Origin of the sequence: Microbispora sp. NPDC046933 (assembly GCF_040644635.1) — a bacterium.
Taxonomy (GTDB): domain Bacteria; phylum Actinomycetota; class Actinomycetes; order Streptosporangiales; family Streptosporangiaceae; genus Microbispora.
In genome coordinates this window covers 323,253-343,506 of sequence record NZ_JBEYWW010000003.1, presented here as the reverse complement: position 1 = coordinate 343,506, position 20,254 = coordinate 323,253, and the positions used below count along the sequence as shown (strand labels likewise).

Annotated in this window: 16 protein-coding genes; 8 read left to right on the top strand and 8 right to left on the bottom strand. The window is 66.5% G+C overall.

What is annotated here, in order from left to right; all coding sequences use genetic code 11:
* Nucleotides 1–1,202: 1,202 nt before the first annotated feature.
* A complete protein-coding gene (locus ABZ857_RS06130; protein ID WP_357038265.1) occupies nt 1,203–2,600 on the bottom strand; it encodes a family 43 glycosylhydrolase in 1,398 nt (465 codons plus the stop codon).
* 819 nt (nt 2,601–3,419) lie between these two features.
* On the opposite strand from ABZ857_RS06130, the gene ABZ857_RS06125 reads away from it, so the two are divergent.
* The gene (locus ABZ857_RS06125) at nt 3,420–4,265 is read left to right on the top strand and encodes an IS5 family transposase (protein ID WP_357038262.1); all 846 of its coding nucleotides are present in this window, start codon (nt 3,420–3,422) and stop codon (nt 4,263–4,265) included.
* A gap of 34 nt (nt 4,266–4,299) precedes the next feature.
* Here the strand turns inward: ABZ857_RS06125 and ABZ857_RS06120 are convergent, their stop codons facing one another.
* The 3 genes from ABZ857_RS06120 to ABZ857_RS06110 all read right to left on the bottom strand — a co-directional run bounded on the left by ABZ857_RS06120 (nt 4,300) and on the right by ABZ857_RS06110 (nt 7,425).
* Complete coding sequence (locus tag ABZ857_RS06120) at nt 4,300–4,803, bottom strand: hypothetical protein (protein ID WP_357038260.1); 504 nt, start codon at nt 4,801–4,803, stop codon at nt 4,300–4,302.
* Nucleotides 4,804–5,202: 399 nt separating this feature from the next.
* Nucleotides 5,203–5,997 carry an NAD(P)-dependent oxidoreductase gene (locus ABZ857_RS06115; protein WP_357038257.1) on the bottom strand — a complete coding sequence of 265 codons (795 nt, stop codon included), beginning with the start codon at nt 5,995–5,997 and terminating at the stop codon, nt 5,203–5,205.
* Nucleotides 5,998–6,150: 153 nt separating this feature from the next.
* Nucleotides 6,151–7,425, bottom strand: coding sequence for an FAD-binding protein (locus ABZ857_RS06110; RefSeq protein ID WP_357038254.1), 1,275 nt, complete (start codon nt 7,423–7,425; stop codon nt 6,151–6,153).
* A 208-nt stretch (nt 7,426–7,633) separates the two neighbouring features.
* On the opposite strand from ABZ857_RS06110, the gene ABZ857_RS06105 reads away from it, so the two are divergent.
* The 6 genes from ABZ857_RS06105 to ABZ857_RS06080 all read left to right on the top strand — a co-directional run bounded on the left by ABZ857_RS06105 (nt 7,634) and on the right by ABZ857_RS06080 (nt 14,190).
* The gene (locus tag ABZ857_RS06105; RefSeq protein WP_357038251.1) at nt 7,634–8,557 is read left to right on the top strand and encodes a sugar-binding domain-containing protein; all 924 of its coding nucleotides are present in this window, start codon (nt 7,634–7,636) and stop codon (nt 8,555–8,557) included.
* 109 nt (nt 8,558–8,666) lie between these two features.
* Nucleotides 8,667–9,332: an HAD-IA family hydrolase gene (locus tag ABZ857_RS06100; protein ID WP_357038248.1), complete on the top strand. Its 666-nt coding sequence runs from the start codon at nt 8,667–8,669 to the stop codon at nt 9,330–9,332.
* 28 nt (nt 9,333–9,360) lie between these two features.
* The gene (locus tag ABZ857_RS06095; protein WP_357038245.1) at nt 9,361–10,854 is read left to right on the top strand and encodes an alpha-N-arabinofuranosidase; all 1,494 of its coding nucleotides are present in this window, start codon (nt 9,361–9,363) and stop codon (nt 10,852–10,854) included.
* A 237-nt stretch (nt 10,855–11,091) separates the two neighbouring features.
* Nucleotides 11,092–12,429 carry an extracellular solute-binding protein gene (locus ABZ857_RS06090; protein ID WP_357038242.1) on the top strand — a complete coding sequence of 446 codons (1,338 nt, stop codon included), beginning with the start codon at nt 11,092–11,094 and terminating at the stop codon, nt 12,427–12,429.
* A 4-nt stretch (nt 12,430–12,433) separates the two neighbouring features.
* Nucleotides 12,434–13,357: a sugar ABC transporter permease gene (locus ABZ857_RS06085; protein WP_357038239.1), complete on the top strand. Its 924-nt coding sequence runs from the start codon at nt 12,434–12,436 to the stop codon at nt 13,355–13,357.
* Nucleotides 13,354–14,190, top strand: a complete 837-nt coding sequence (locus tag ABZ857_RS06080; protein ID WP_357038236.1) for a carbohydrate ABC transporter permease — start codon at nt 13,354–13,356, stop codon at nt 14,188–14,190. Before ABZ857_RS06085 ends, ABZ857_RS06080 begins: the two co-directional genes overlap by 4 nt.
* Before the next feature lie 133 nt (nt 14,191–14,323).
* On the opposite strand, the gene ABZ857_RS06075 is transcribed toward ABZ857_RS06080, so the two are convergent.
* The 4 genes from ABZ857_RS06075 to ABZ857_RS06060 form a co-directional block, all read right to left on the bottom strand.
* A complete protein-coding gene (locus ABZ857_RS06075; RefSeq protein WP_357038233.1) occupies nt 14,324–15,304 on the bottom strand; it encodes a PmoA family protein in 981 nt (326 codons plus the stop codon).
* A 274-nt stretch (nt 15,305–15,578) separates the two neighbouring features.
* On the bottom strand, nt 15,579–16,418 hold the full coding sequence (locus tag ABZ857_RS06070; protein WP_357038231.1) for a sugar phosphate isomerase/epimerase: 840 nt from the start codon (nt 16,416–16,418) through the stop codon (nt 15,579–15,581).
* Nucleotides 16,415–17,569 (bottom strand): dihydrodipicolinate synthase family protein, encoded by a 1,155-nt coding sequence (locus ABZ857_RS06065; RefSeq protein WP_357038228.1) that lies wholly within the window; start codon nt 17,567–17,569, stop codon nt 16,415–16,417. Before ABZ857_RS06065 ends, ABZ857_RS06070 begins: the two co-directional genes overlap by 4 nt.
* Nucleotides 17,566–18,711, bottom strand: a complete 1,146-nt coding sequence (locus tag ABZ857_RS06060; protein ID WP_357038225.1) for a Gfo/Idh/MocA family oxidoreductase — start codon at nt 18,709–18,711, stop codon at nt 17,566–17,568. Before ABZ857_RS06060 ends, ABZ857_RS06065 begins: the two co-directional genes overlap by 4 nt.
* 156 nt (nt 18,712–18,867) lie before the next feature.
* Between ABZ857_RS06060 and ABZ857_RS06055 the strand changes: the two genes are divergently transcribed.
* Nucleotides 18,868–19,902: a LacI family DNA-binding transcriptional regulator gene (locus ABZ857_RS06055; RefSeq protein ID WP_357038222.1), complete on the top strand. Its 1,035-nt coding sequence runs from the start codon at nt 18,868–18,870 to the stop codon at nt 19,900–19,902.
* The last annotated feature ends 352 nt before the right edge of the window (nt 19,903–20,254 follow it).

The following is a 20,254-nucleotide window of genomic DNA, read 5'->3' as shown; positions in this document are numbered from 1 at the left end:
CGACGCGGTCCGGGCCGGGGCCGCGCGGGACCATCCGGCGGAGCGGACGGCCGTGAGTACTACGAGGATCCCCTCAGCTACCGCTCACGGGCGTACCCCGCAGCCTTCTTGGTGAGTTCAGCCACATCTGAACTGGTACCAAACCACGTCCTCAATCCCAATGAGACCGTCGACGCGACCGCCATACCGTGCGTTATCGACTGTGTCGAAAAGACCAGGGCGCGTGAGTAGGTGATTTGCGGCCTGTCGAACGTGGGCCGGCGCCGTGATGTTCCCTGTGCCGTTCACGGTGGCCCGTAGGTCGGTCCTGTTGATCATATTGTCCTTACGGCTGCCTGGGCCAGCACCGTCGAGAGCTGAGAAGTTGTCCTGGATGGTACGCAGAGCGGAGCAATCAGTGACCGCCGCGTGGGCGCTGTTTGCCGGTGCCAGGACGACGGCTGAGGCGGCTGCCGCCAAGGTGACCTGCAACGTTCGCTTGAGCTTTCGGTTCATACATGCTCCTTTGCTCGATGGTTGACCAGGGCGACTGGCGAGTTGCCGGCCGTGTCGAGGTGTCGATGCAGCGGCAAGGCTGAGCCCGGCTGCCGTCATCACTCCTTCAGCGCGCGCATACCGCCTGCTGCAGGATCGAGATCGGAAGGACAAGATCAACGCTAGTGCGACCGGGCGGGAAAGTAACAGTTGTAAAAGTTGCGGCGCCTGTCACTCTTTTATCCGTGTGCACGGGGGACCGTTGGATTCTTAATCCGAGCCAACCCCAAACTGGACCGGCTCCTGACCCTCGTGGCCGATGACATCACCCGCCGGGTGCGCGAGATCCGCCACCGGCCGGAAAGCCGCTGCGGATACGGCTATCTGCTGGGGCGGGCCAACGGCTGCATGCAAGCGATCTGAGAGCCCGGCACGGTCGTGGCCGACGGGCACAGCGCATGAGAGGTGCAGCTGGCCGTGGCGTGCCGGGTGGCCATCACGGCCGGGCTGCCGGCCCCCTGGCCGATTGGGGCTGACCGACCCATGGGGCCCGGCTACCCATCAGGTCCCGGCCCACGTGACGACCTTCATAGCTGGAGTGTTTGTCCAGGTCGCTCGTCTGCACCAGCGCCCCGGGAACTGTCGAAATCTTCACGACAATCCTGGCCGCCACGCCGGCGATGTCTGCGGCCCCGCCAATGCGGGGCCGCAGACGTGGATCCGCTCCTTCAGCCTCCGGTGCAGGTGGTGCCGTTGAGGGTGAAGGAGGACGGCGGGTTGTTTGCGCCGTTCCAGGCGCCGTTGAAGCCGAACGAGACGTTGCCGCCGTTGGCAGGGATGGTGGCGTCGTAGTCGAGGTTGCGGACGTTCACCTGTGCCCCGGAGCTGCTGGCGGTGGCGTTCCAGATCTGGGTGATGGTCTGCCCGTTCGGGAAGCTCCAGGACAGGGTCCAGCCGTTGACCGGTGAGGCGCTCGTGTTGGTGATGGTGACGCCGGCGCCGAATCCGCCGGACCACTGGTTGGTCACCGTGTACGCCACCCGGCACGGCGCCGACCCCGGTGGCGGACCGGTCGGGCTGGTGCTCGGGGTGGGAGACCCGGCAGTCGGAGAGGGCGTCGGCCCGGTGCTCGGGGTGTAGGTCGGCCAACCCGCGGCGTCGAAATACAGATCGTTGATCAGCATCTTCGGCGCGCCGCCCGCGTTGCCGTCGTAGTAGTGCCGGATGATCAGCCAACCGCTGCCGTTACGGATCACCGATTGACCGCCCGGCCCGATGATGTTGCCGTGCGAGGACTCCAGTACGGTGCCGCCGCCGTTGATCATGTCGGCCCCCCTGGCATCGGTGTAGGGGCCGGTGATGCTGCGGGAACGCCCATACGCGATCTTGTAGTCGCTGTTGACGCCATTGCAACAGTGGTCGAACGAGACGATCAGGTAGTAGTAGCCGTTGGCGTAGACGATGTTGGGGCCTTCGATACCGTTGGCGCGCGCGGCGATCCGGGTCAGCGGGCCGGTCGGCTTCATGGTGGCCGGGTCGATGCGCGTGACGTAGATGCCGGAGAACCAGGAGCCGAACACCAACCATGGTTCGCCATTCGCGTCGAAGACCAGGTCCGGGTCGATCGTGTTGTAGCTCTTCTGGCCCAGCGCCGAGTTGATCACCATGCCGTCGTCACGCCAGTCGCCGCTGGCCACCGACGATGCGGAGGTCAGCCCGATCGCCGACTGATGGTTGCCGCTGTACACCGAGTAGTACAACCACACCCGGCCGTTGTAGGTGTGCATGTCCGCAGCCCACACGTCGTTCGGGCGCATACCGGGCGCGTACGTGCGCCACCAGGGCAGCTCATTGCGGAAGATCTGGTTGCGCTGTGTCCAGTTGTGCCCGTCAGGCGAGGACTTCATCGGGATGCCGGCGCCCGTGCCGGAGACCCACCAGGTGTTGCCCTCTTTCATGATGGTGGGGTCGTGGGATCCGACGTTGCCGGTCAATTGCCAGGTATCGGCCAGGGCCGGGGTGTTCTGTGTGATGACGGTGAGCAGTCCGGCCAGCAAGACGGTGGCCAGCGTGATGATGGCCCGGTGGCGGCGGGGGTGTGGTGGAGAGGTGCACAGGATGTTCACGGACACTCCGTTCTGTGAGCGTGACGTGCCGGTGCGCGGCATGAGCCTGGGCGCAGAACGTGTGTGGGTTGGAGCGCCTGGGCTCTGGTCGCGGTTGAGGAGGCGTTTGCCGGAGGTTGCGCGCGATCGCCTGATCGTTGGTCATTGACGGGGTGGCCGGCGGCTGTGGTGATAGTCATGCGTTTGTTAAAAAGGTGCATGGATACGCCCGAGCCGAGTTGGTCGCCGTCCGCGCGTGTATACGTTGTTATCGCTAACAATCAATTGTGTGTGTGGTCGATTCAGCCTCCAGGCGTGGGGGTGGCGCGATGGCCATCACTATGAGCCCGGCGCGGATGAAGCGTCAAGATTGCCCGAGGGTTGCCGGTGGCTGCATTGCAGGAGGTGTTCACCCTCATGAGCTGGCGTTTCTTTGGGTCTCCGGAGAGCGGAGGAATAGGGATCTGCGCCTGGGTGTCAGGGTCGGCGGCGGTGGCCGGTGGGAAAGTTTCGATACTGGGCCGCAATTTTTATGTCGAGGAGCGGTCGTCGGCCCGACCGGTCACCTGCGGTGTTGTTCGGTGCCGAAACGTGGCCCGGGCGGCCTCGGGCCGGATTTGCACAATAGGGCGCGGGGTGGCTGGTGGAACCTTTCGAGATCCGCCAGATACATTTTCGATCGGCGTAAACAGCTGAAACTTTCAGTGAATCCCGATTGTGATCTCGAACATCCCTGTTATCGAACGGCTACTTAGAGCGTGTTTGAGAAGTGGTGATACCGGTTGATAACGGGCGGCGTGTCGTTCGGCCGTACGGCGTGAAGATCTCCAGCATGGTCCGGTGCTACGCGAGCGTCGCTACCCCTCTGACCTGACCGACGCGCAGTGGGCGCTGATCGAGCCGCTACTCCCCGCGCCGAACACGGGCGGACGGCCGGAAAAGCACCCCCGCCGGGACGTCGTCGACGCGATCCTCTACGTGGTGCGCACCGGCTGCGCCTGGCGGCAGCTGCCGTTCGACTTCCCGCCCTGGCAGACCGTGTACTGGTACTTCGTCCGATGGGAAGAAGCCAAGGTCACCGAGCAGATGCTCGCCATACTGCGGCGCCGGGTTCGGACGGCGCAGGGGCGAGCCGAAGAGCCGACCGCGGGCATCATCGACTCCCAGAGCGTCAAGGGCGCCGACACCGTCGGCCGCGACAGCCGCGGTTACGACGCAGGCAAGAAGGTCAACGGGCGCAAGCGGTTCATCGTCACCGACACCCTCGGGTTGCTACTGGTCGTCTGCGTGATGGCCGCCTCCGTCCAAGACCGGGACGGAGCGAAGACCACCCTGCTCAGCATGTATCTGATGACGCCGGTCCGGTACGTGTTCGCTGATGCCGGCTTCGCTGGGACGCTGGTGGACTGGACACAGCGGGTCCTGCGGACCGTGCTTCACATCGTCCGCAAGGCCCCGGGGCAGATCGGGTTCGCCGTGATCGAACGGCGGTGGGTCGTCGAAAGGTCGCTGGCCTGGCTGACTAGCCATCGCCGTCTGGCCCGGGACTATGAGCGCCACCCCGCCACCGCCGAAGCCATGATCCGGTGGGCGGCGATCTCAGGAATGGCGCGGCGTCTCACCCGCAGACACGCCGCGACACGCCAGCAAGCACGGACCCTCAATCGCCAATTAGACCGGCTCTAACCCGCCCTAGGATCATCAAGGCCGCGTGACACTGTTACCGAGGGCAGGCGTTTTGCGGGGGGACCGTGTACTTCGGGGGGTCGTCCATATTCCTGCCGTAACCCTGACCCGTCCAGTAGATTCCTATTACAGCCTTCGGCGCGCCCGCCGATAGGACGATCGGAAAATCCGAAACATACTTCTGGCCGTCGAGTGTTCTACCCTGAACCACCAGCTGCCACGTCTCTTCGTACTTGTCCGTGGCCGGTAGATGCACCGAGCGCTTCACGATGGGCTTGTCTCCAGGCAGCAGGCACCGCCCCAAGGCATCCTTCAGAAGAGTCTCACATGTCCCCGTGCTACGCGCGAACTTGGAGCAGAAATCGGCGACGCCGTTCTTGCTGACTCCGGCGACAACTTCCACAAGGACTGACTCCGCCATCTCCGGCGTGAACGCGACCGCAGGAGGTGGTTTTGCTTGCTCCGGCTCAAATGTACAGCTGGCTACCATCAGTGCGGCCACTACCGTTACCGCGATTCGACGCACGATCGGGAGCATATGCCTCCTTCGGGGGATCCCGCACGGGCTGGAGCGGCCACGGTCGCCGCGGCGGCGTTCGGGCACCAAAGCCATGATCGCGACACGACGGTGCTCACGGCAGCGAGATGCGCAGACCGTTATCAGCCCTTCTCAAACACGCTCTTACCTGTCGTTGGGTGGGATGGTCGTCGACGCCCCGCTACGCCAGCCGGAGACGGACGACGGAGGAGAGCCCTACCATTGGCGGTAGCGATCGCAGGAAGATCCGATCAGAGGCGTCAGTTGCCTGGGCGAGGGTGTTGAATAGGAGACTCCGCACCCGGCGCGACAGCCGGGCCACCAGGCTGACCACGACCGCGATTTCACACTCCAGCCGAACCGCTCAGTCGGCTACCGGATGGGCGCGAAAGATCGAGGCTAGTCCCGCAACCGGCGTCTGACAGCCTCGACGAGAGCCATATCGCTGTCCAGGGTGGACCCGCCGAGATGTGGTGTCAGCACCACGTTGCTCAACTCCAGCAGTGGGCTGTCTGAAGCCAACGGTTCCCGGGTGAAGACATCCAGTGCCGCTCCCGCGATCCGTCTGGATCGCAGGGCCCGAATGAGCGCGTCCTCGTCGACCACCGCCCCACGGGAGGTGTTGATGAAGAAGGCGTCGCGCTTCATCAGCTGAAACATCGCATCGTCCATGAGGCCGCGAGTGCTGTTGTTCAACGGCACCAGGACCACCAGGAAGTCCGCGGCCGCCACTACCTCCGTCAGCCGGGCGAACCTCAAGCCGAACGCCGACTCCAGGTCAGGCCGTCGCCGGATGTCGTGATACAGCATCCGCATGTCAAAGCCGGACATCCGGCGCGCCAGCAGAGCCCCGATTCGCCCGAGGCCGACGATGCCGAGCGTACGGCCGAAGACGTCACGTCCCGAGAAGCGCACCTTCAAATCCGCCCTGCTCCACTGCCCGTGGCGAACCGCGGCATCGGCCTGCGGAATCTGGCGGGCCCCCGCGAGAACCAGGCCGGCGGTCAGATCCGCCACGGTCTCCCACAGCGTAGGGACCTCGTGCACCACGATGCCGCGATCGGCGGCGGCAGAACGAAGTTCCGGCGGGCAACTGTGGCAGGAGATCACTTTCAGCCGCCCAGCCGTTTCGAGTTCGTTCACCGACATGGGTGCCCCGTACGCGACCACGGCATCACAATCGACGAGGTCCACGGTCAGTGACTCACGCCGCAGTTCCCTCACCTCGCCCAATTGCTCGAGAGCCGCCCGAGCGGACGGGTGTAACGAAACTCCGCACAAGATATGCGCTCTCGTTTGCATCCGAACAAATCCTTCTGCCAGACGCGGCCACGGGCAGGTACGGCATCAATTCGGCAGGCCGAGCACCCGCTCAAGGTACGGGTTCCGGAATTTGTGACCGGGGTCGAGACGCTCGGCGAGCCGTACGAAATCCCCGTAGCGTTCATACGTGGATTTCGTGGCGTCGACGTCCAGCGTGAACCACTTTCCCCAATGCGGCCGCGGATCGAACGGCGCCAGAGCCTCCTCGATCCGCGGAAGCACCCTCAGGACGTGTGTGGGGCTGTTCTTCCAGGTGAAGTGGATCGCAAAGCTGTCACGGTGATACGCGGGGCTCATCCAGAGGTCGTCTCCGGCGACCGTTCGGAACTCGGAGATCAGAAGATGTGGGTCGATCTTCGCGCCGAGACGCCTGACCGCCCTGAGTGCTCGCGCCGCGTCCTCCCGCGCGACGAAGTACTCCGTCTGGATCTCGTTTCCATTGCTCGGGACGGAGTCGAACCGGAAATGAGGCAGACGCTCATGCCATGCTCCCGCGACCCCACCCTGGACCGTGGTGTTGTCATGCCCCTCGTCCGAGGGGGACATGATCTTGTCCTTGGCGCCGACCGCTCCGTGAAATTCGTCTGCGAATCGAAAAGGCTCGCCCATGCGGCTCTTCAGCCAGACCTGGGCCACGTCGCTTTCGGTCCAGCGCGTGAACACACTGACGCTGTAGGCGGCGCTCATGACGGCGTCGAGCCTCGACAGCAGGGTGCGCCAAGGCAGCGACAAATAGACGTCCTGGCGCACCTCAAAGCTCGGAACGACCGCCAGCTTGACGCGTGTGACGATGCCAAGGGCGCCAAGACCGACGACGAAACCCTCGAAGTCGGTCGCGCCGGACTCCACGCGCAGCAAATCGCCGTCGGCGGTAACGATCTCTATGCCGGTCACGGAGGACGACAGGTTGCCGTTGGAGTCGCCCGAGCCATGGGTTCCGACCGCGATCGCGCCTCCAATGGAGATGTGCGGCAGGGAACCGAGATTCGCGACCGCGAGGCCGCGGTCGTCAAGCCACTCGGCCAGAGCGCCATACGGCAGGCCGGCAGGCGCCCAGACGGCCATATCGGGCTCGGCGAGCTCGATCTCGGTCTTGATCGCCCTTACGCTGAGCAAAACACCGCCCGTGTCGGCGATGTCATTGAATGAGTGGCGAGTGCCGAGAGCCCGTACTCGCCGGGAGTTCCTCACCAATTCCTGGACTTCCGACACCGTCCGCGGCGAAACCACCTTGGTGGCGATGTACTTGTGCGTCCCTGACCAATTGCCGCCGGCCGGTTCGCCGGAAAGGTCCTGCATCTAATTCCTCCGTCGGTACGGGTTCGAGCGCATCACGTCCAGGGCGGAGCGATGGGCTCTTCTCGATGAGGGGAAGACCGCCCTGCTTGTCCAGCCGTCCGGCTTCGGCATGACGACCGTCAGAGGCACCGGAGCACGCCGCCGGCGTCATGCTAGCGTGGGCGACACATCTGGTACGGCGGCTTGCTCATCTGAGCGCGGAGGGGACATGGGGCCGGACGACGAGGTAAGGATCGCTTATGTCGCGCGACGATTCTTCGGCGACAAAGCAAGCAAAATTGATATAGCCAATGAACTCGGCCTATCGCGATTCAAAGTGGCCCGCCTCCTGGACGAGGCCGTCGAAACCGGCGTCGTGTCGATCACGATTAACAATCCGGGACCGATAGACGCCGGCCTGTCGGTGGCGTTGCGGGAGCGATTCGATCTTCGCCGAGCCATCGTAGTGGCGACTCCGAGCGATGAACCCGACGCGGTCCGTGACCATCTCTCGCCCGTCGCCGCCGAGCTGTTGACCAGCCTGGTGAGCGACTACGACGTGCTCGGGACGACAACGGGGCGAACCGTGCAGTCCATCTCGTCGCACGTTCGATCGCTGAAGAGATGTGACGTCGTTCAGCTGACCGGCGTCGCGGATCCGCGCTTGGAGAACGGGCTCGAGGCGATCGCCAGGTTCACCAGAGCTTCCGGTGGACGGGGCTATTCGCTCTACGCCCCCCAGGTCTTCGCCGACTCGCTCGCCGCGGACGCGCTCCTGCGGCATCCCAGCATCAGGCGGACGATGAACAGGATCGACGATGTGACGATCGCGCTGGTCACGATCGGAAGCTGGGCACCGCCGGACTCCCAGCTCTTCGACAACTTCATGGATGACGATGAGAGAGACGGCCTGCTCTCGCGCGGCGTCGTGGGGGAGGTGTGCTCCACATTGGTCGACCAGGAGGGGCGCATCGTCGAGTGGGATGCCGCGAGAGCGATCTCCATCACCGCGAAACAATTGAGCGCCGTTAACGAGGTCATAGCCGTGGGTGGTGGCCAGAGGAAGGTCGGCGCGGTGCAAGCAGTCGCCGCCTCGGGCCTGATCAGCTCGCTCGTGACGGATGATCGGACGGCCAGGAAGCTTCTTAGCTGATCCCTCATCAGCGGTAAAGCGGTCTGCTCGTCTGAGCGCCGCCATCGCCCAGGCGAGCTGAGGCGGTAGCGTACGGGGCCTTGCTCATTCGCCAGGGTTCAGGGATGACATGGATCGCTCGATACGCACACTCGGACGCTTCTCCGCCATCTTGTGCGACCTCGACGGCACGCTGGTCGACTCACGTGCCGCGCTGGCCCGGTCCTGGGAACGCTGGCTGCGGGAGGAGGGCGTCGTCGTCTCGGCGGCGGACCTGCCTCATGGCGTACCGGCGAACACGATCATCGAAACGGTGATCCCGTCCCACCGGAGAGAGATGTCGGCCGCGCGGTTGCAGGACATCGAGATCGCGGATGCCGATGGAGTCAGGGAGATGGTGGGCGCCCGCAGGTTCCTGGCCCGACTCCCGAGCGACAAGTGGGCCATTGTGACCTCGTCCACATCAGAGGTGGCACTCGCGCGAATGCGGGCGGCGATGATCCCGCCTCCAGCGGTTCTGGTCACATCCGACGATGTGACCGGAGGCAAGCCGTCGCCCGAGCCTTTCCTGCGAGCGGCTGCCTTGCTGGGCGTGTCGCCGGACCGTTGCCTGGTCATTGAGGACTCGGACGCGGGTGTCGCCGCGGGGCTCGCGGCCGGCTGTGCCGTACTGATCGTCAGCGGTGACCGCACCGTGATTCCGGAAGATTCAGCAGCGCCCATCTTCGTGTCCGATCTTCGATTGGTCCGAGCTCACTCGGACGGAGACGCCGTCGTGGTCGAGCTCCACGGTTGACCGGAATTCCTCATCAGGGAGGTTCTGAATGCATGCCGCTTCCATCTCGTTCGGTCATTCGCGGCAAGTCGCTCCCGTGCCCCGACGCATTTTCGGCTCTTTTGTGGAACACCTCGGCCGGGCTGTCTACACCGGGATCTACGAGCCCGGTCACCCCGACGCCGACGAAGACGGGTTCCGGCGAGACGTACTGCGCCTGGTACGAGAGCTCGGGGTGACCGTCGTCCGCTACCCGGGCGGAAACTTCGTCTCGGGCTACAGATGGGAAGACGGCGTCGGGCCTCGCGCCGACCGGCCGCGCCGACTCGATCTGGCCTGGCATTCGTTGGAGACCAACGAGATAGGGCTGGACGAGTTCATGCGCTGGGCAGGCAAGGCGAACGTCGAACCCATGCTGGCCGTGAATCTCGGCACCCGCGGCGTTCAGGAGGCCGTAGACCTTCTTGAGTATGCGAACCACGGTGGCGGTACCCGGCTTTCCGACCGTCGACGTGCCAATGGTGCCGAGAAGCCGCACGGAATCCGGCTCTGGTGCCTCGGCAACGAGATGGACGGCCCGTGGCAGACCGGCCATAAGACAGCCATGGAATACGGACGCCTCGCCGCCGAGACCGCCCGAGCGATGCGCCAGTTCGATCCGACGCTGGAGTTGGTCGCGTGTGGTTCGTCGAGTTCCGCGATGCCGAGCTTCCTGGAGTGGGAGCGCGTCGTCCTGCAGGAGACGATCGAGTTGGTCGACATGATCTCCTGCCACGCCTACTACGCGGAGGAAGGCGGAGTCGACCTCGCATCATTCCTCGCGTCCGCCGAGGACATGGACTACTTCATCACGTCGGTGACGGGCGTAGCCGACTCTGTCGCCGCGGCGAAGAGGATCGACAAGCGTGTGATGATCTCGTTCGACGAGTGGAACGTGTGGTACCAGAAGTCCGCGCCATCTGTGCCACCGTCTGGTGAGGACTGGCCTGTCGCGCCGCGTCTGCTCGAGGACAACTACAACCTCGCGGACGCGGTCGTCGTCGGCGGCCTCCTCATCTGCCTTCTTCGGCACAGCGACCGCGTCGCCGCCGCTTGTCTCGCGCAACTGGTGAACGTCATCGCCCCGATCATGACCGAGCCTGGCGGTCGCGCATGGCGCCAGACGACATTCCATCCGTTCTCGCTGACGTCCCGCCACGCGCGCGGAGCGGTGTTGTCCACATCGGTCACCAGCACTGCTCTTCAAACTGAACGATTCGGTTCCGTGCGAGCGGTCGACGCGGTGGCGACGTGGGACGAAGCGACCCGTGAAGTCGCGACGTTCATCGTAAACCGAGACCCGAGCACGCCGGCGCGCGTCGAGTTCACGTTCGACGGCGACGCCGAACTGATCGAAGCGCTGACATTCGGCGGCGATCCCTACGCGCGGAACACGCTCGACGATCCCGACCGCGTGGAGCCGGCTCCGAATGACTCCGCGACCACTCGGTCGGTCGAGGTGCCCGGATGTTCGTGGAGTTGTGTCAGATTCCGGCTCGCCTGACCGCCACGGCGAGTGCCCCAGGAACGGCGGTGTTCCCTCGATCGCGAACACTCACGCTACCTCGGTGAAACACACGAGGTCCCGATCGAAATCCCGCGCCCTATAGAGACGGGCCAGGGCCGCCGAGAGCGGCTGCCTGTCCATGCGAGATGTCCCTTATCCACATAGGGGAGCTCGCCGGTCTTGTTATCGCTAACTCATCTCAACTCTCGGGGACGAATCGGCAAAGGAACAGGTATGAACGTTCGCAAGACTGCGGTACTCATGATGATCGGCCTGCTGGCCGCCGCATGCGGAAGCGGTGGCGGCGCGACAAAGGACACCGCGCCGGACCAGGCCGGAGGCCCCGTGCGCATCAAGGTGTGGGCCTGGTACCCGGAGTTCAAGGACGTGGTGGCCCACTTCAACGCCACCCACAAGGACGTCCAGGTCGATTGGGTCCAGGCCGGCATCGGCGGCGACGAGTACACCAAGCTCAAGACGGCGCTCAAGGCCGGGTCCGGTGCGCCTGATGTCGTCATGCTGGAGTTCCAGGAGCTCCCCACCATCCAGCTCACCAAGCACCTGCTCGACATCGGTCCGTACGGCGCCAGCGCCGTGAAGGGCGACTACGCCGAGTGGGCGTGGAAGCAGGTCAGCGACGGGAACAAGGTCTTCGCGATTCCGGTGGACGGCGGTCCGATGGCGATGCTCTATCGCAAGGACATCTTCGACAAGTACCAGCTCGACGTGCCGAAGACCTGGGACGAGTACCGCAAGGTCGCCGAAAAGCTCAAGCAGGCCGCCCCGGACAAGTTCATCAGTGCCTTCGGCATCAGCCCGGACGCCGCGGGCTGGCTGCAGGGCCTGTTCTGGCAGGCCGGCTCGCGCCCGTACACCTACTCCTACTCCAAGCTCCCCAACATCGGCGTCACGCTCAACGACCCCAACGCCAAGAAGGTCATGGAGTACTGGGGCGGCCTGGTTCGCGACAAGCTGGCCGACCCGACCTCGACGGGCGGCACCGACTTCTACAACGGCCTGGGCTCCGGGAAGTACGTCACCTATCTGGCCGCCGGATGGGGTCCCGCCTACCTGGCCAGCATCGCCGAGAAGACCAAGGGCAAGTGGCGGGCGGCGCCGATGCCACAGTGGACGGCGGGAGCCAACGACCACGGCGACTGGGGCGGGTCCACCTTCGCCGTGACCGACCAGACCAAGCATCCCAAGGAGGCCGCCAAGGTCGCCATGGAACTGTTCGGCACCGACAAGGAGGCCTGGAAGATCGGAATCGACAAGGCGTTCCTCTTCCCCACCGTCACCTCCATCCTGCACTGGGACTACTTCCTGAACAAGGAGTACGAGTTCTTCGGCAATCAGAAGGTCAACGAGGTCTTCGTCCCGACGTCGGACGCGCTCGGCCCGTTCGACTGGAGCCCGTTCCAGGACTACGCGTACAACACGCTCACCGAGCAGGTCGCCGCCGCCTCCAAGGGGACGGTGTCCTGGAGCGGGGCGCTCGACCAGCTCCAGGCCAAGGTGACCGCGTACGCCGGGCAGCAGGGATTCACCGTCAGCCCTTCGGCGCAGCAGTAGCGACATGAGTACGTCGCATCAGATCGCCCCGCCCCGGCCCGTCCTCCCGGAGGAGGCGCCCGCACGCCTCCGGCGGGCCGGGGCGGGGGCCCGGCGCCTCGTCGGCCTGCTGTTCGTCACCCCCTTCGTCCTGGTCATGGTCGCCTTTCTGGTGATCCCGCTGACGTACTCCCTGTGGCTCAGCCTGCATCGCACCACGCTGCTGCAGGGCGAGTACTTCAGCGGCCTGGAGAACTACGTCAGGGCGTTCACCGATCCCGAGTTCCTCACCGGCGTGCGCCGCGTCGCGCTGTTCGGCCTGGTGCAGATCCCCGTCATGCTCGGCCTGGCCCTGGTCGGCGCGCTGATCCTGGACGTCGTGGCCGGGCGCCTCGCCCGCGCCTTCCGGCTCACGCTGTTCATGCCCTACGCGGTCCCGGCCGTCGTCGGCACGCTGATGTGGGGATTCATCTACAGCCCCAGTTTCGGCGTGGTCCGGGGCGTGGACCTGTTCAGCGACAACTGGATCATGCTCGCCCTGGGCAACATCGTCACCTGGCAGTGGACCGGCTACAACATGATCGTCCTGTACGCGGCATTGCAGGGGCTGCCGAGGGATGTCTACGAGGCCGCCGCGGTGGACGGGGCCGATCAGTGGCGGATCGCCTGGCGGGTCAAGGTGCCGATGATTCGTTCGGCCCTGGTGCTCACCACCGTCTTCGCCATTATCGGCACGCTCCAGTTCTTCACCGAGGTGCAGACGCTGCGACCGATCGCGTCCAAGGCGATCTCCGCGGGTTTCACGCCCAACCTCTACGCGTACAACATGGCCTTCCAGTACTCGGAGTTCGAGTACTCGGCGGCGATCTCCTTCGCGCTGGGGGCCGTGGTCTTCGTGGGCTCCTACGTGTTCCTCTTCGTCACCCGCAAGAAGGGAGGCACGCGGTGAGCAGGGCCGGGATCCGGCTGTTCATGATCGGCCTGATCGTCTACTTCTTCGTCCCCTTCTGGTGGCTCCTGGTCTCGTCCACCAAGAGCTCCAAGAATCTGTTCGACTCGGCCGCGTTCTGGTTCTCCGCCCCCGGCTCCGTGGTGGACAACCTGCGCGAGCTGTTCACCCAGCAGGGCCACGCGTATCTGCACTGGATGGGTAACACGGTCGTCTACTCGATCTTGGGGGGAGCGGGCGCGACGGCGATCGCCACGCTGGCCGGTTACTCCTTCGCCAAGTTCACCTTCCCCGGCAGGCGCCTGCTGTTCTCGGCGCTACTTGGCATGATCATGGTGCCGGCCACGGCCCTGGTCATTCCCACGTACCTCCTGCTGAGCAAGGTCCATCTGACCGACACCATCTGGGCGGTCATCCTGCCATCGCTGCTCAACCCCTTCGGGGTCTACCTCGTACGGGTCTACGTGCAGGAGTCGGTCCCCAACGAATTGCTGGAGGCGGCGAGGATCGACGGGGCCGGCGAGATCAGGACGTTCGCCCGGGTCGCGCTGCCCGTCATCAAGCCCGCGCTGGTCACGGTGCTGCTCTTCTCCATGGTGGCGACCTGGAACAACTTCTTCCTGCCACTGGTCATGCTGAGCGACGACAAGCTCTACCCGCTGACCGTGGGCCTGCAGTCCTGGCTCCAGGCGGCCACCATTCAAAGCGGCAACCAGGTGCTGTTCAACCTGATCATCACGGGTTCCCTGGTCTCGATCCTGCCGCTGGTGATCACGTTCCTCCTGCTGCAGCGGTACTGGAGAGGGGGTCTCACACTCGGCTCGCTCAAGTGATTCTCGACCCGCTCGCAGGCGCGGGGCGTGGCGCATTCCTGGGGGTGGAAGCGTCACGCCTCGTCACTGCTCCCCAGTCGTTCTCGTCCTCGAGTTCACTCACTGATGGCCCGGACCACTGACGCGGATCTACTCACTCGGCGCCGGCCTTCCCTTTCATCATGCCGAGGGAGATGCGGACGCCGGCCGCCTGCTGCGCGGCAAGTGTCTCCGCGAGCGCCGCGCGGCCGTGCTCGGCCAGCAGCTTGGATCCCTGCTCGCCCCGATCGCCATCCGCGACCACGACCGCGTACCTGAAGCGAAGCGTGCCACCGTCAGGTAGCTCGACCTCCTGGCTGAAGAATGGAGCAGGGCAGAGGCAGGCGAATTCCTCGCTGCGCACGAACCACTGCGGCGGATGCCGTGGGTTGGCTGTGTCGTCCACCATAAGGATCGTGGAGTATTGGCCTGTCTCGTCGTGACGGCCCAGGAAGGCGAACCATTCGGCGTGGGTGCCCCGCAGCTCGTCGCCTCCGGTCGTCTCCGGCGACTGGAGAACCCCTCCCGTGAACGACCTCGGGCCGCGCCAGAACAGCCCGCCGTACCCGGCGTTCTCCCGTCCCTTGGTGGTCGGGGACCCGAAAACCAGCGCGGCCCCAGAGACGTTGGTCATGGCGGTGTCGAAAACGAGAGTCCAGGTCGCCGGGTTGAGCACGGTCGTGGTCAGCGAGCGGCTCTCGGCGATGACCGGGGCGCCTGCCTGGGAGGTCCAATCCAGGGTGTGCCCGATCTCGGCCCGGTCCTCGGCGGATGTCAGCCTGGTCATCTTCCGGTGCGTGGCGCTGCCGTTGTTGTCGAGCTGCACATAGGAACGGCTCCGTACGTACGTCGGGCCGCCCCAGAAGTTGTGCTCGCCCACGTTCGGCAGCGACCATGCGATGCCCTTGTGCCACACATGGTCGTGTGGGCGATAAAGCGACACGAGCGCGCCGCCGAGGGTGCGGATGGGATGGATGTACGGCTTGGGTGACTCCAGCACCGGGGTGTCCGGAGCGTAGACATACGTGAGGAGCTCGACGTTGCCGCAGGTGACGGTCACCGACCGGCCGAGTTCGTGAACGGTTCGCAGGCTCACGTTCGACCTCACCGCCTCCCACGGGACGCGAATTCCGTCCAAGTGCCGGCGAACAAGTCTCTCGCGACGGCCCGTGCATGGGCGGTGGGGATCCCATCGGTCCCCACGACCCTGGACTGGTGGTGTCGTTGCGACAATTGACGCTCCCTGCGCCGTGAAAGGCGTCTGTGCGGCCGTCGTCAGGTGTCGCCGGTCGCGGCCGGTAGTTCGGTGAGAGGGACTTGGCCGCTGCTCCGCGAGCCGGGGGCGGCTTCGGGCGACCGGACGGTGCTCGTCAGCGGATTTGGGTGGCGAAACGCCGTTTCATCGTGGCGAGCACCTCGTCGGGGTCGGCGGCCCAGATGTCGGCGTTGAAGATCTCGATCTCGATGTCGCCGCGGTAGCCGGCGGCGTCCACCGCGCTGGTGAGCGGCCCGAAGTCGATGACGCCGTCGCCCAACATGCCGCGGCCGAGCAGCGTGTCGGCGGGGAGCGGCACCAGGAAGTCGCTCACCTGGTAGCTCGCGATCCGCTCACCCGCCCGCTCGATCTGGGTGAGCACCTCGGGGTCCCACCACAGGTGGAAGGTGTCGACCACCACACCCACCTGCTCGGCCGGGTACGGCTCGGCCAGGTCGAGCGCCTGGGCAAGGGTGGACAGCACGGCGCGGTCGGCGCAGTACATCGGGTGCAGCGGCTCCAGCGCGAGCCGTACACCGCGCTCGGCGGCGTACGGGGCCAGCAGGGCGAGTGCCTCGGCGACCCGGGCCCGTGCGGCGGCCACGTCGCGGCTGAATCCGGCCTCGCGCGCGCCGCCGGGCGCCATTCCGGGCAGGCCGCCGACCACGAGCACCAGGCAGGCGGCGCCGAGGGCGGCCGCCTCGTCGATCGCCGCGCGGTTGTCGTCCAGGGCGAGCCCGGGGCCGGTCAGGAAGCCGCCCCGGCACAGGGAGGAGACGCGCAGCCCCGCGTCCGTGACCAGTTTCGCGGTCGCGGTCAGGCCGTGCTCGGCGACGCTCTCCCGCCACAGCCCGATCGCGGGGATGTCGTGCCGTACGCAGCCGTCGACGGCTTCGCGCACCGACCAGCGCCGGGTCGTCCACTGGTTGAGCGAGAGCCGCTCGATCACCGTCATCGCGTTACTCCGGCGGTGGCGAGCAGATGGCGCATGCGTGCAGCGGCGAGGTCGGGGTCGGGCAGGAGCCTGGCCTGGTCGGCGAGGCGGAACACCTCGGTCAGGTGAAGGATCGACCGGGCGCTGTGCGCGCCGTTGACCATGACGAAGGCGTCCTGGTGCCCGGCGAGCCAGGCCAGCAGGACGACGCCGGTCTTGTAGTGGTAGGTCGGGGTTTCGAAGATCTTGCGGGCGAGCGGCACGGTCGGGGCGAGGATGGACGCGAACCGCTCGTCGTCTCCGGCGTCGAGCGCCTGGAGCGCGGCCGCCGCGGCCGGGGCGATCGGGTCGAAGATCCCGAGCAGCGCATGGCTGCCGCCCGCGATCAGCTCCGGGTAGTTGAAGTCGTCGCCGGTGTAGAGCCGCACCCCGGCCGGGAGCCGTTCGCGCAGCCGCACCTCGTGATCGGCGTCGAGCAGTGACACCTTGACCCCGTCCACGCGTGCCGCGTTGTCGTGGACGAGCGCGAGGAACGCCTCGGTCGCGGCCTCCAGGTCGCGTGACCCCCAGTATCCGGCGAGGGCGGGGTCGAACACCTCGCCCAGCCAGTGCAGGATCACCGGCTGGTCGGCGTGGCCGAGCAGGGTCGCGTAGACCTTGTGGTAGTCCTCGGGGCCGCGGGCCAGGCGGGCGAGCTGCCTGCTGGCCATGACGACGACCCGGGCGCCCGCGTCCTGGACCGTCTGGATCTGCTCCAGGTAACCGGCGACGACCTCCTCCAGGGTGGCCGCGTGGGGCAGGTGGTCGGTGCCGGCGCCGCAGGCCAGCAGGTCGGCCGGGTCGCCGAAATCCCGGGCCTCGGCGGCGCTGCGCCGGATCAGCTCGGCCGTGGCCGTCCAGTCCAGGCCCATGTTCCGCTGGGCGGTGTCCATCGCGTCGGCCACCCGCAGTCCGTACGACCACAGGTGACGGCGGAAGCGCAGGGTCGCGTCCCAGTCGAGGGCGGTGGGGGAGCCGGGGGCGTGATCGGCGAGCGGGTCGGCCACCACGTGCGCGGCCGCGTAGACGACCCGGCCCACAGGGGGTGACGGCGGCGGGGCCCACGCGACCGGCTCGCGCATCCGGTAGCTCTCCAGCCGGCGGTCCGGCCCGGGCAGCGTGATGACGGTCATGCCGCGACTCCGGGCACCTCGACACGCACACCCTCCGCCGAGGAGCGCAGGCCCAGCTCCGCGAGCTGCACCCCGCGCGCACCCGAGGCGAGGTCGTACGGGAACGGCGCGTCCTCCACGACGTGCCGCACGAACATCTCCCACTGCGTCTTGAAACCGTTGCCGAACTCCGCGTTGTCCGGCACCTCCTGCCACTGCTCACGGAACGGCTCGGTCACCGGCAGGTCGGGGTTCCACACCGGCATCGGGGTGGCCGACCGGTGCTGGACGCGGCACCGGCGCAACCCCGCCACGGCGCTGCCGTGGGTGCCGTCCACCTGGAACTCCACCAGTTCGTCGCGGTTCACCCGCACCGCCCAGGAGGAGTTGATCTGCGCGATCACCCCGCCGGCCAGCTCGAAAATCGCATAGGCGGCGTCGTCGGCGGTCACCTTGTACGGCCGGCCGTGCTCGTCCACCCGCTCCTCGACGTGCGTCACCGCCCGCGCGGTCACCGCCTCGACCCGGCCGAACAGGTTCTCCAGCACGTACGCCCAGTGCGGGAACATGTCGAGCACGATGCCGCCGCCGTCCTCGGCCCGGTAGTTCCAGGAGGGCCGCTGGGCCGGCTGCCAGTCGCCCTCGAACACCCAGTAACCGAACTCGCCGCGCACCGACAGGATCCGGCCGAAGAAGCCGCCGTCGATCAAACGGCGCAGCTTCAGCAGCCCAGGCAGGAACAGCTTGTCGGCGACGACGCCGTTCTTCACCCCGGCCTCGCGGGCCGCCCGCGCCAGGGCGACCGCGTCGTCGAGGTTCTCCGCGGTCGGCTTCTCGACGTAGACGTGTTTGCCGGCCTCGATGGCCCGCATGACGGCCGGGACCCTGGCGTTCGTCGTCTGCGCGTCGAAGTACACGGCGTTGCGGTCGTCGGCGAGAGCCGCCCCGAGGTCGGTCGTCCAATCAGGGATGCCGTGCCGGGCCGCGATGGCCTCCAGCTTGGCCGCGCTGCGCCCCACCAGCACCGGCCGAAGCGTCACCCGCCGCCCGTCCGACAGCTCGACACCGCCCTGCTCGTTGATCGCAAGGACCGAACGGACCAGATGCTGGCGGTAGCCCATGCGCCCGGTCACCCCGTTCATGACCACGCCGAGGGTCTCCATACGGCCTCCTCATTTTGAGACAATCACATGGAAAGCGCTTTCCGTAGAGGCGGAAAGCGCTTTCCGCTACCGTGGACCGTACGGCCAGGGCCGCGGAGACGTCAACCGTGGGTCCGCCGTTCGAACCACGACCGCCGGCAGGCCAAGATGAGGACCATGGGTGCGAAGCGTGGCGCGGTCACGCTGGAAGAGGTGGCGAGAGAGGCCGGGGTGTCGCTCGCCACGGCGTCGCGCGCCATCAACGGCAGCGCACGCACTGTTCGTCCGGAGATCCGTGAGCGGGTCGAACGGGCGGCGCGTGCGCTCAACTACACGGCCAACGCGCAGGCACAGGCCGTCGCGCGGGGCCGCACCAACCTGGTCGGGCTCGTCGTGCAGGACATCGAGGACCCGTACTTCTCCTCGATAGCCGCCGGGGCGATGCGGGTGGCCGAGGCCAACGGCCTGATGGTCAGCATCGCCGGCACCGGGAGACGACCGGACAAGGAGATCGAGTATGCCGCCGCGCTGCGCGGCCTGCGCGCGGCGGCGATCGTCATCGCCGGGTCGCGTACGGACGACCGCGACGCGCTGGAGCGGCTCGGCGCCGAGCTCGACGCCTTCGAACGCTCGGGCGGCCGGGTCGCCCTGATCGGTCAGCGACGGCTGCCCGTCGACACCGTGGTCGTCGCCAACCGCGCGGGCGCCCGCGACCTCGCCACCCGCCTGACCGGCCTCGGCTACCGCTCGTTCGGCGTGCTCGCCGGCCCGCGTAACCTGCTCACGGCCACCGACCGGCTCGCCGGATTCACCGAAGGCATGGCGGGCGCGGGGATCACGCTTCCCCCGGACATGATCGTGCACGGCGAGTTCAACCGCGACGGGGGGCATGACGCCATGCTCGAACTTCTCGCCCGCCGACGCGACGTCGAGTGCGTCTTCGCCGTCAACGACGTCATGGCGGTCGGCGCCCTCGCGGCGCTGCGGTCGCGCGGTCTCGACCGCAGGGTTGCGGTCGCCGGTTTCGACGACATCGCCACCCTGCGGGACATCGTTCCCGCCCTCACCACGGTTCGCCTGCCGCTCGCCAGGATCGGCGCGGCCGCGCTGGAGATGGTTCTGCGGGAACCCGCGGAAGGCCCTCACCGGCGACTCGTCGTACGAGGCGAGGTCGTCCTGCGGGAGAGCACACCCGGCGTGCGCCGCGGCTGATCTCCTGACGCGCAGACCGGCCCGAGCCCGTCTCGGCTGAGGCAGGCGGCGGTGGCTTCCTCGACCTGGCCTTCGGCTCCTAGCGTTCCGCCGGGAATGGAGAAGAGGCCCTGAGCCTGGTGGCCGGAGATCGGTGATCACACGCATGGCCGATGTTCGATGTTGATTGAGTAGCGGCGAACAATTGACTCCATCCGTCCGCACGTTGAAGACTCCACTTCCAGAGCTGTTATCGCTAACAGCACTTGTGCCACCCGCACGTGGAAGAGGTCACCCCCCAATGGCTTTCCGTCCACGCCTCTTGCGTCCATGCCCGTCCCCGGTATGCGCCGTATACAGCAGTGTCCGGGGT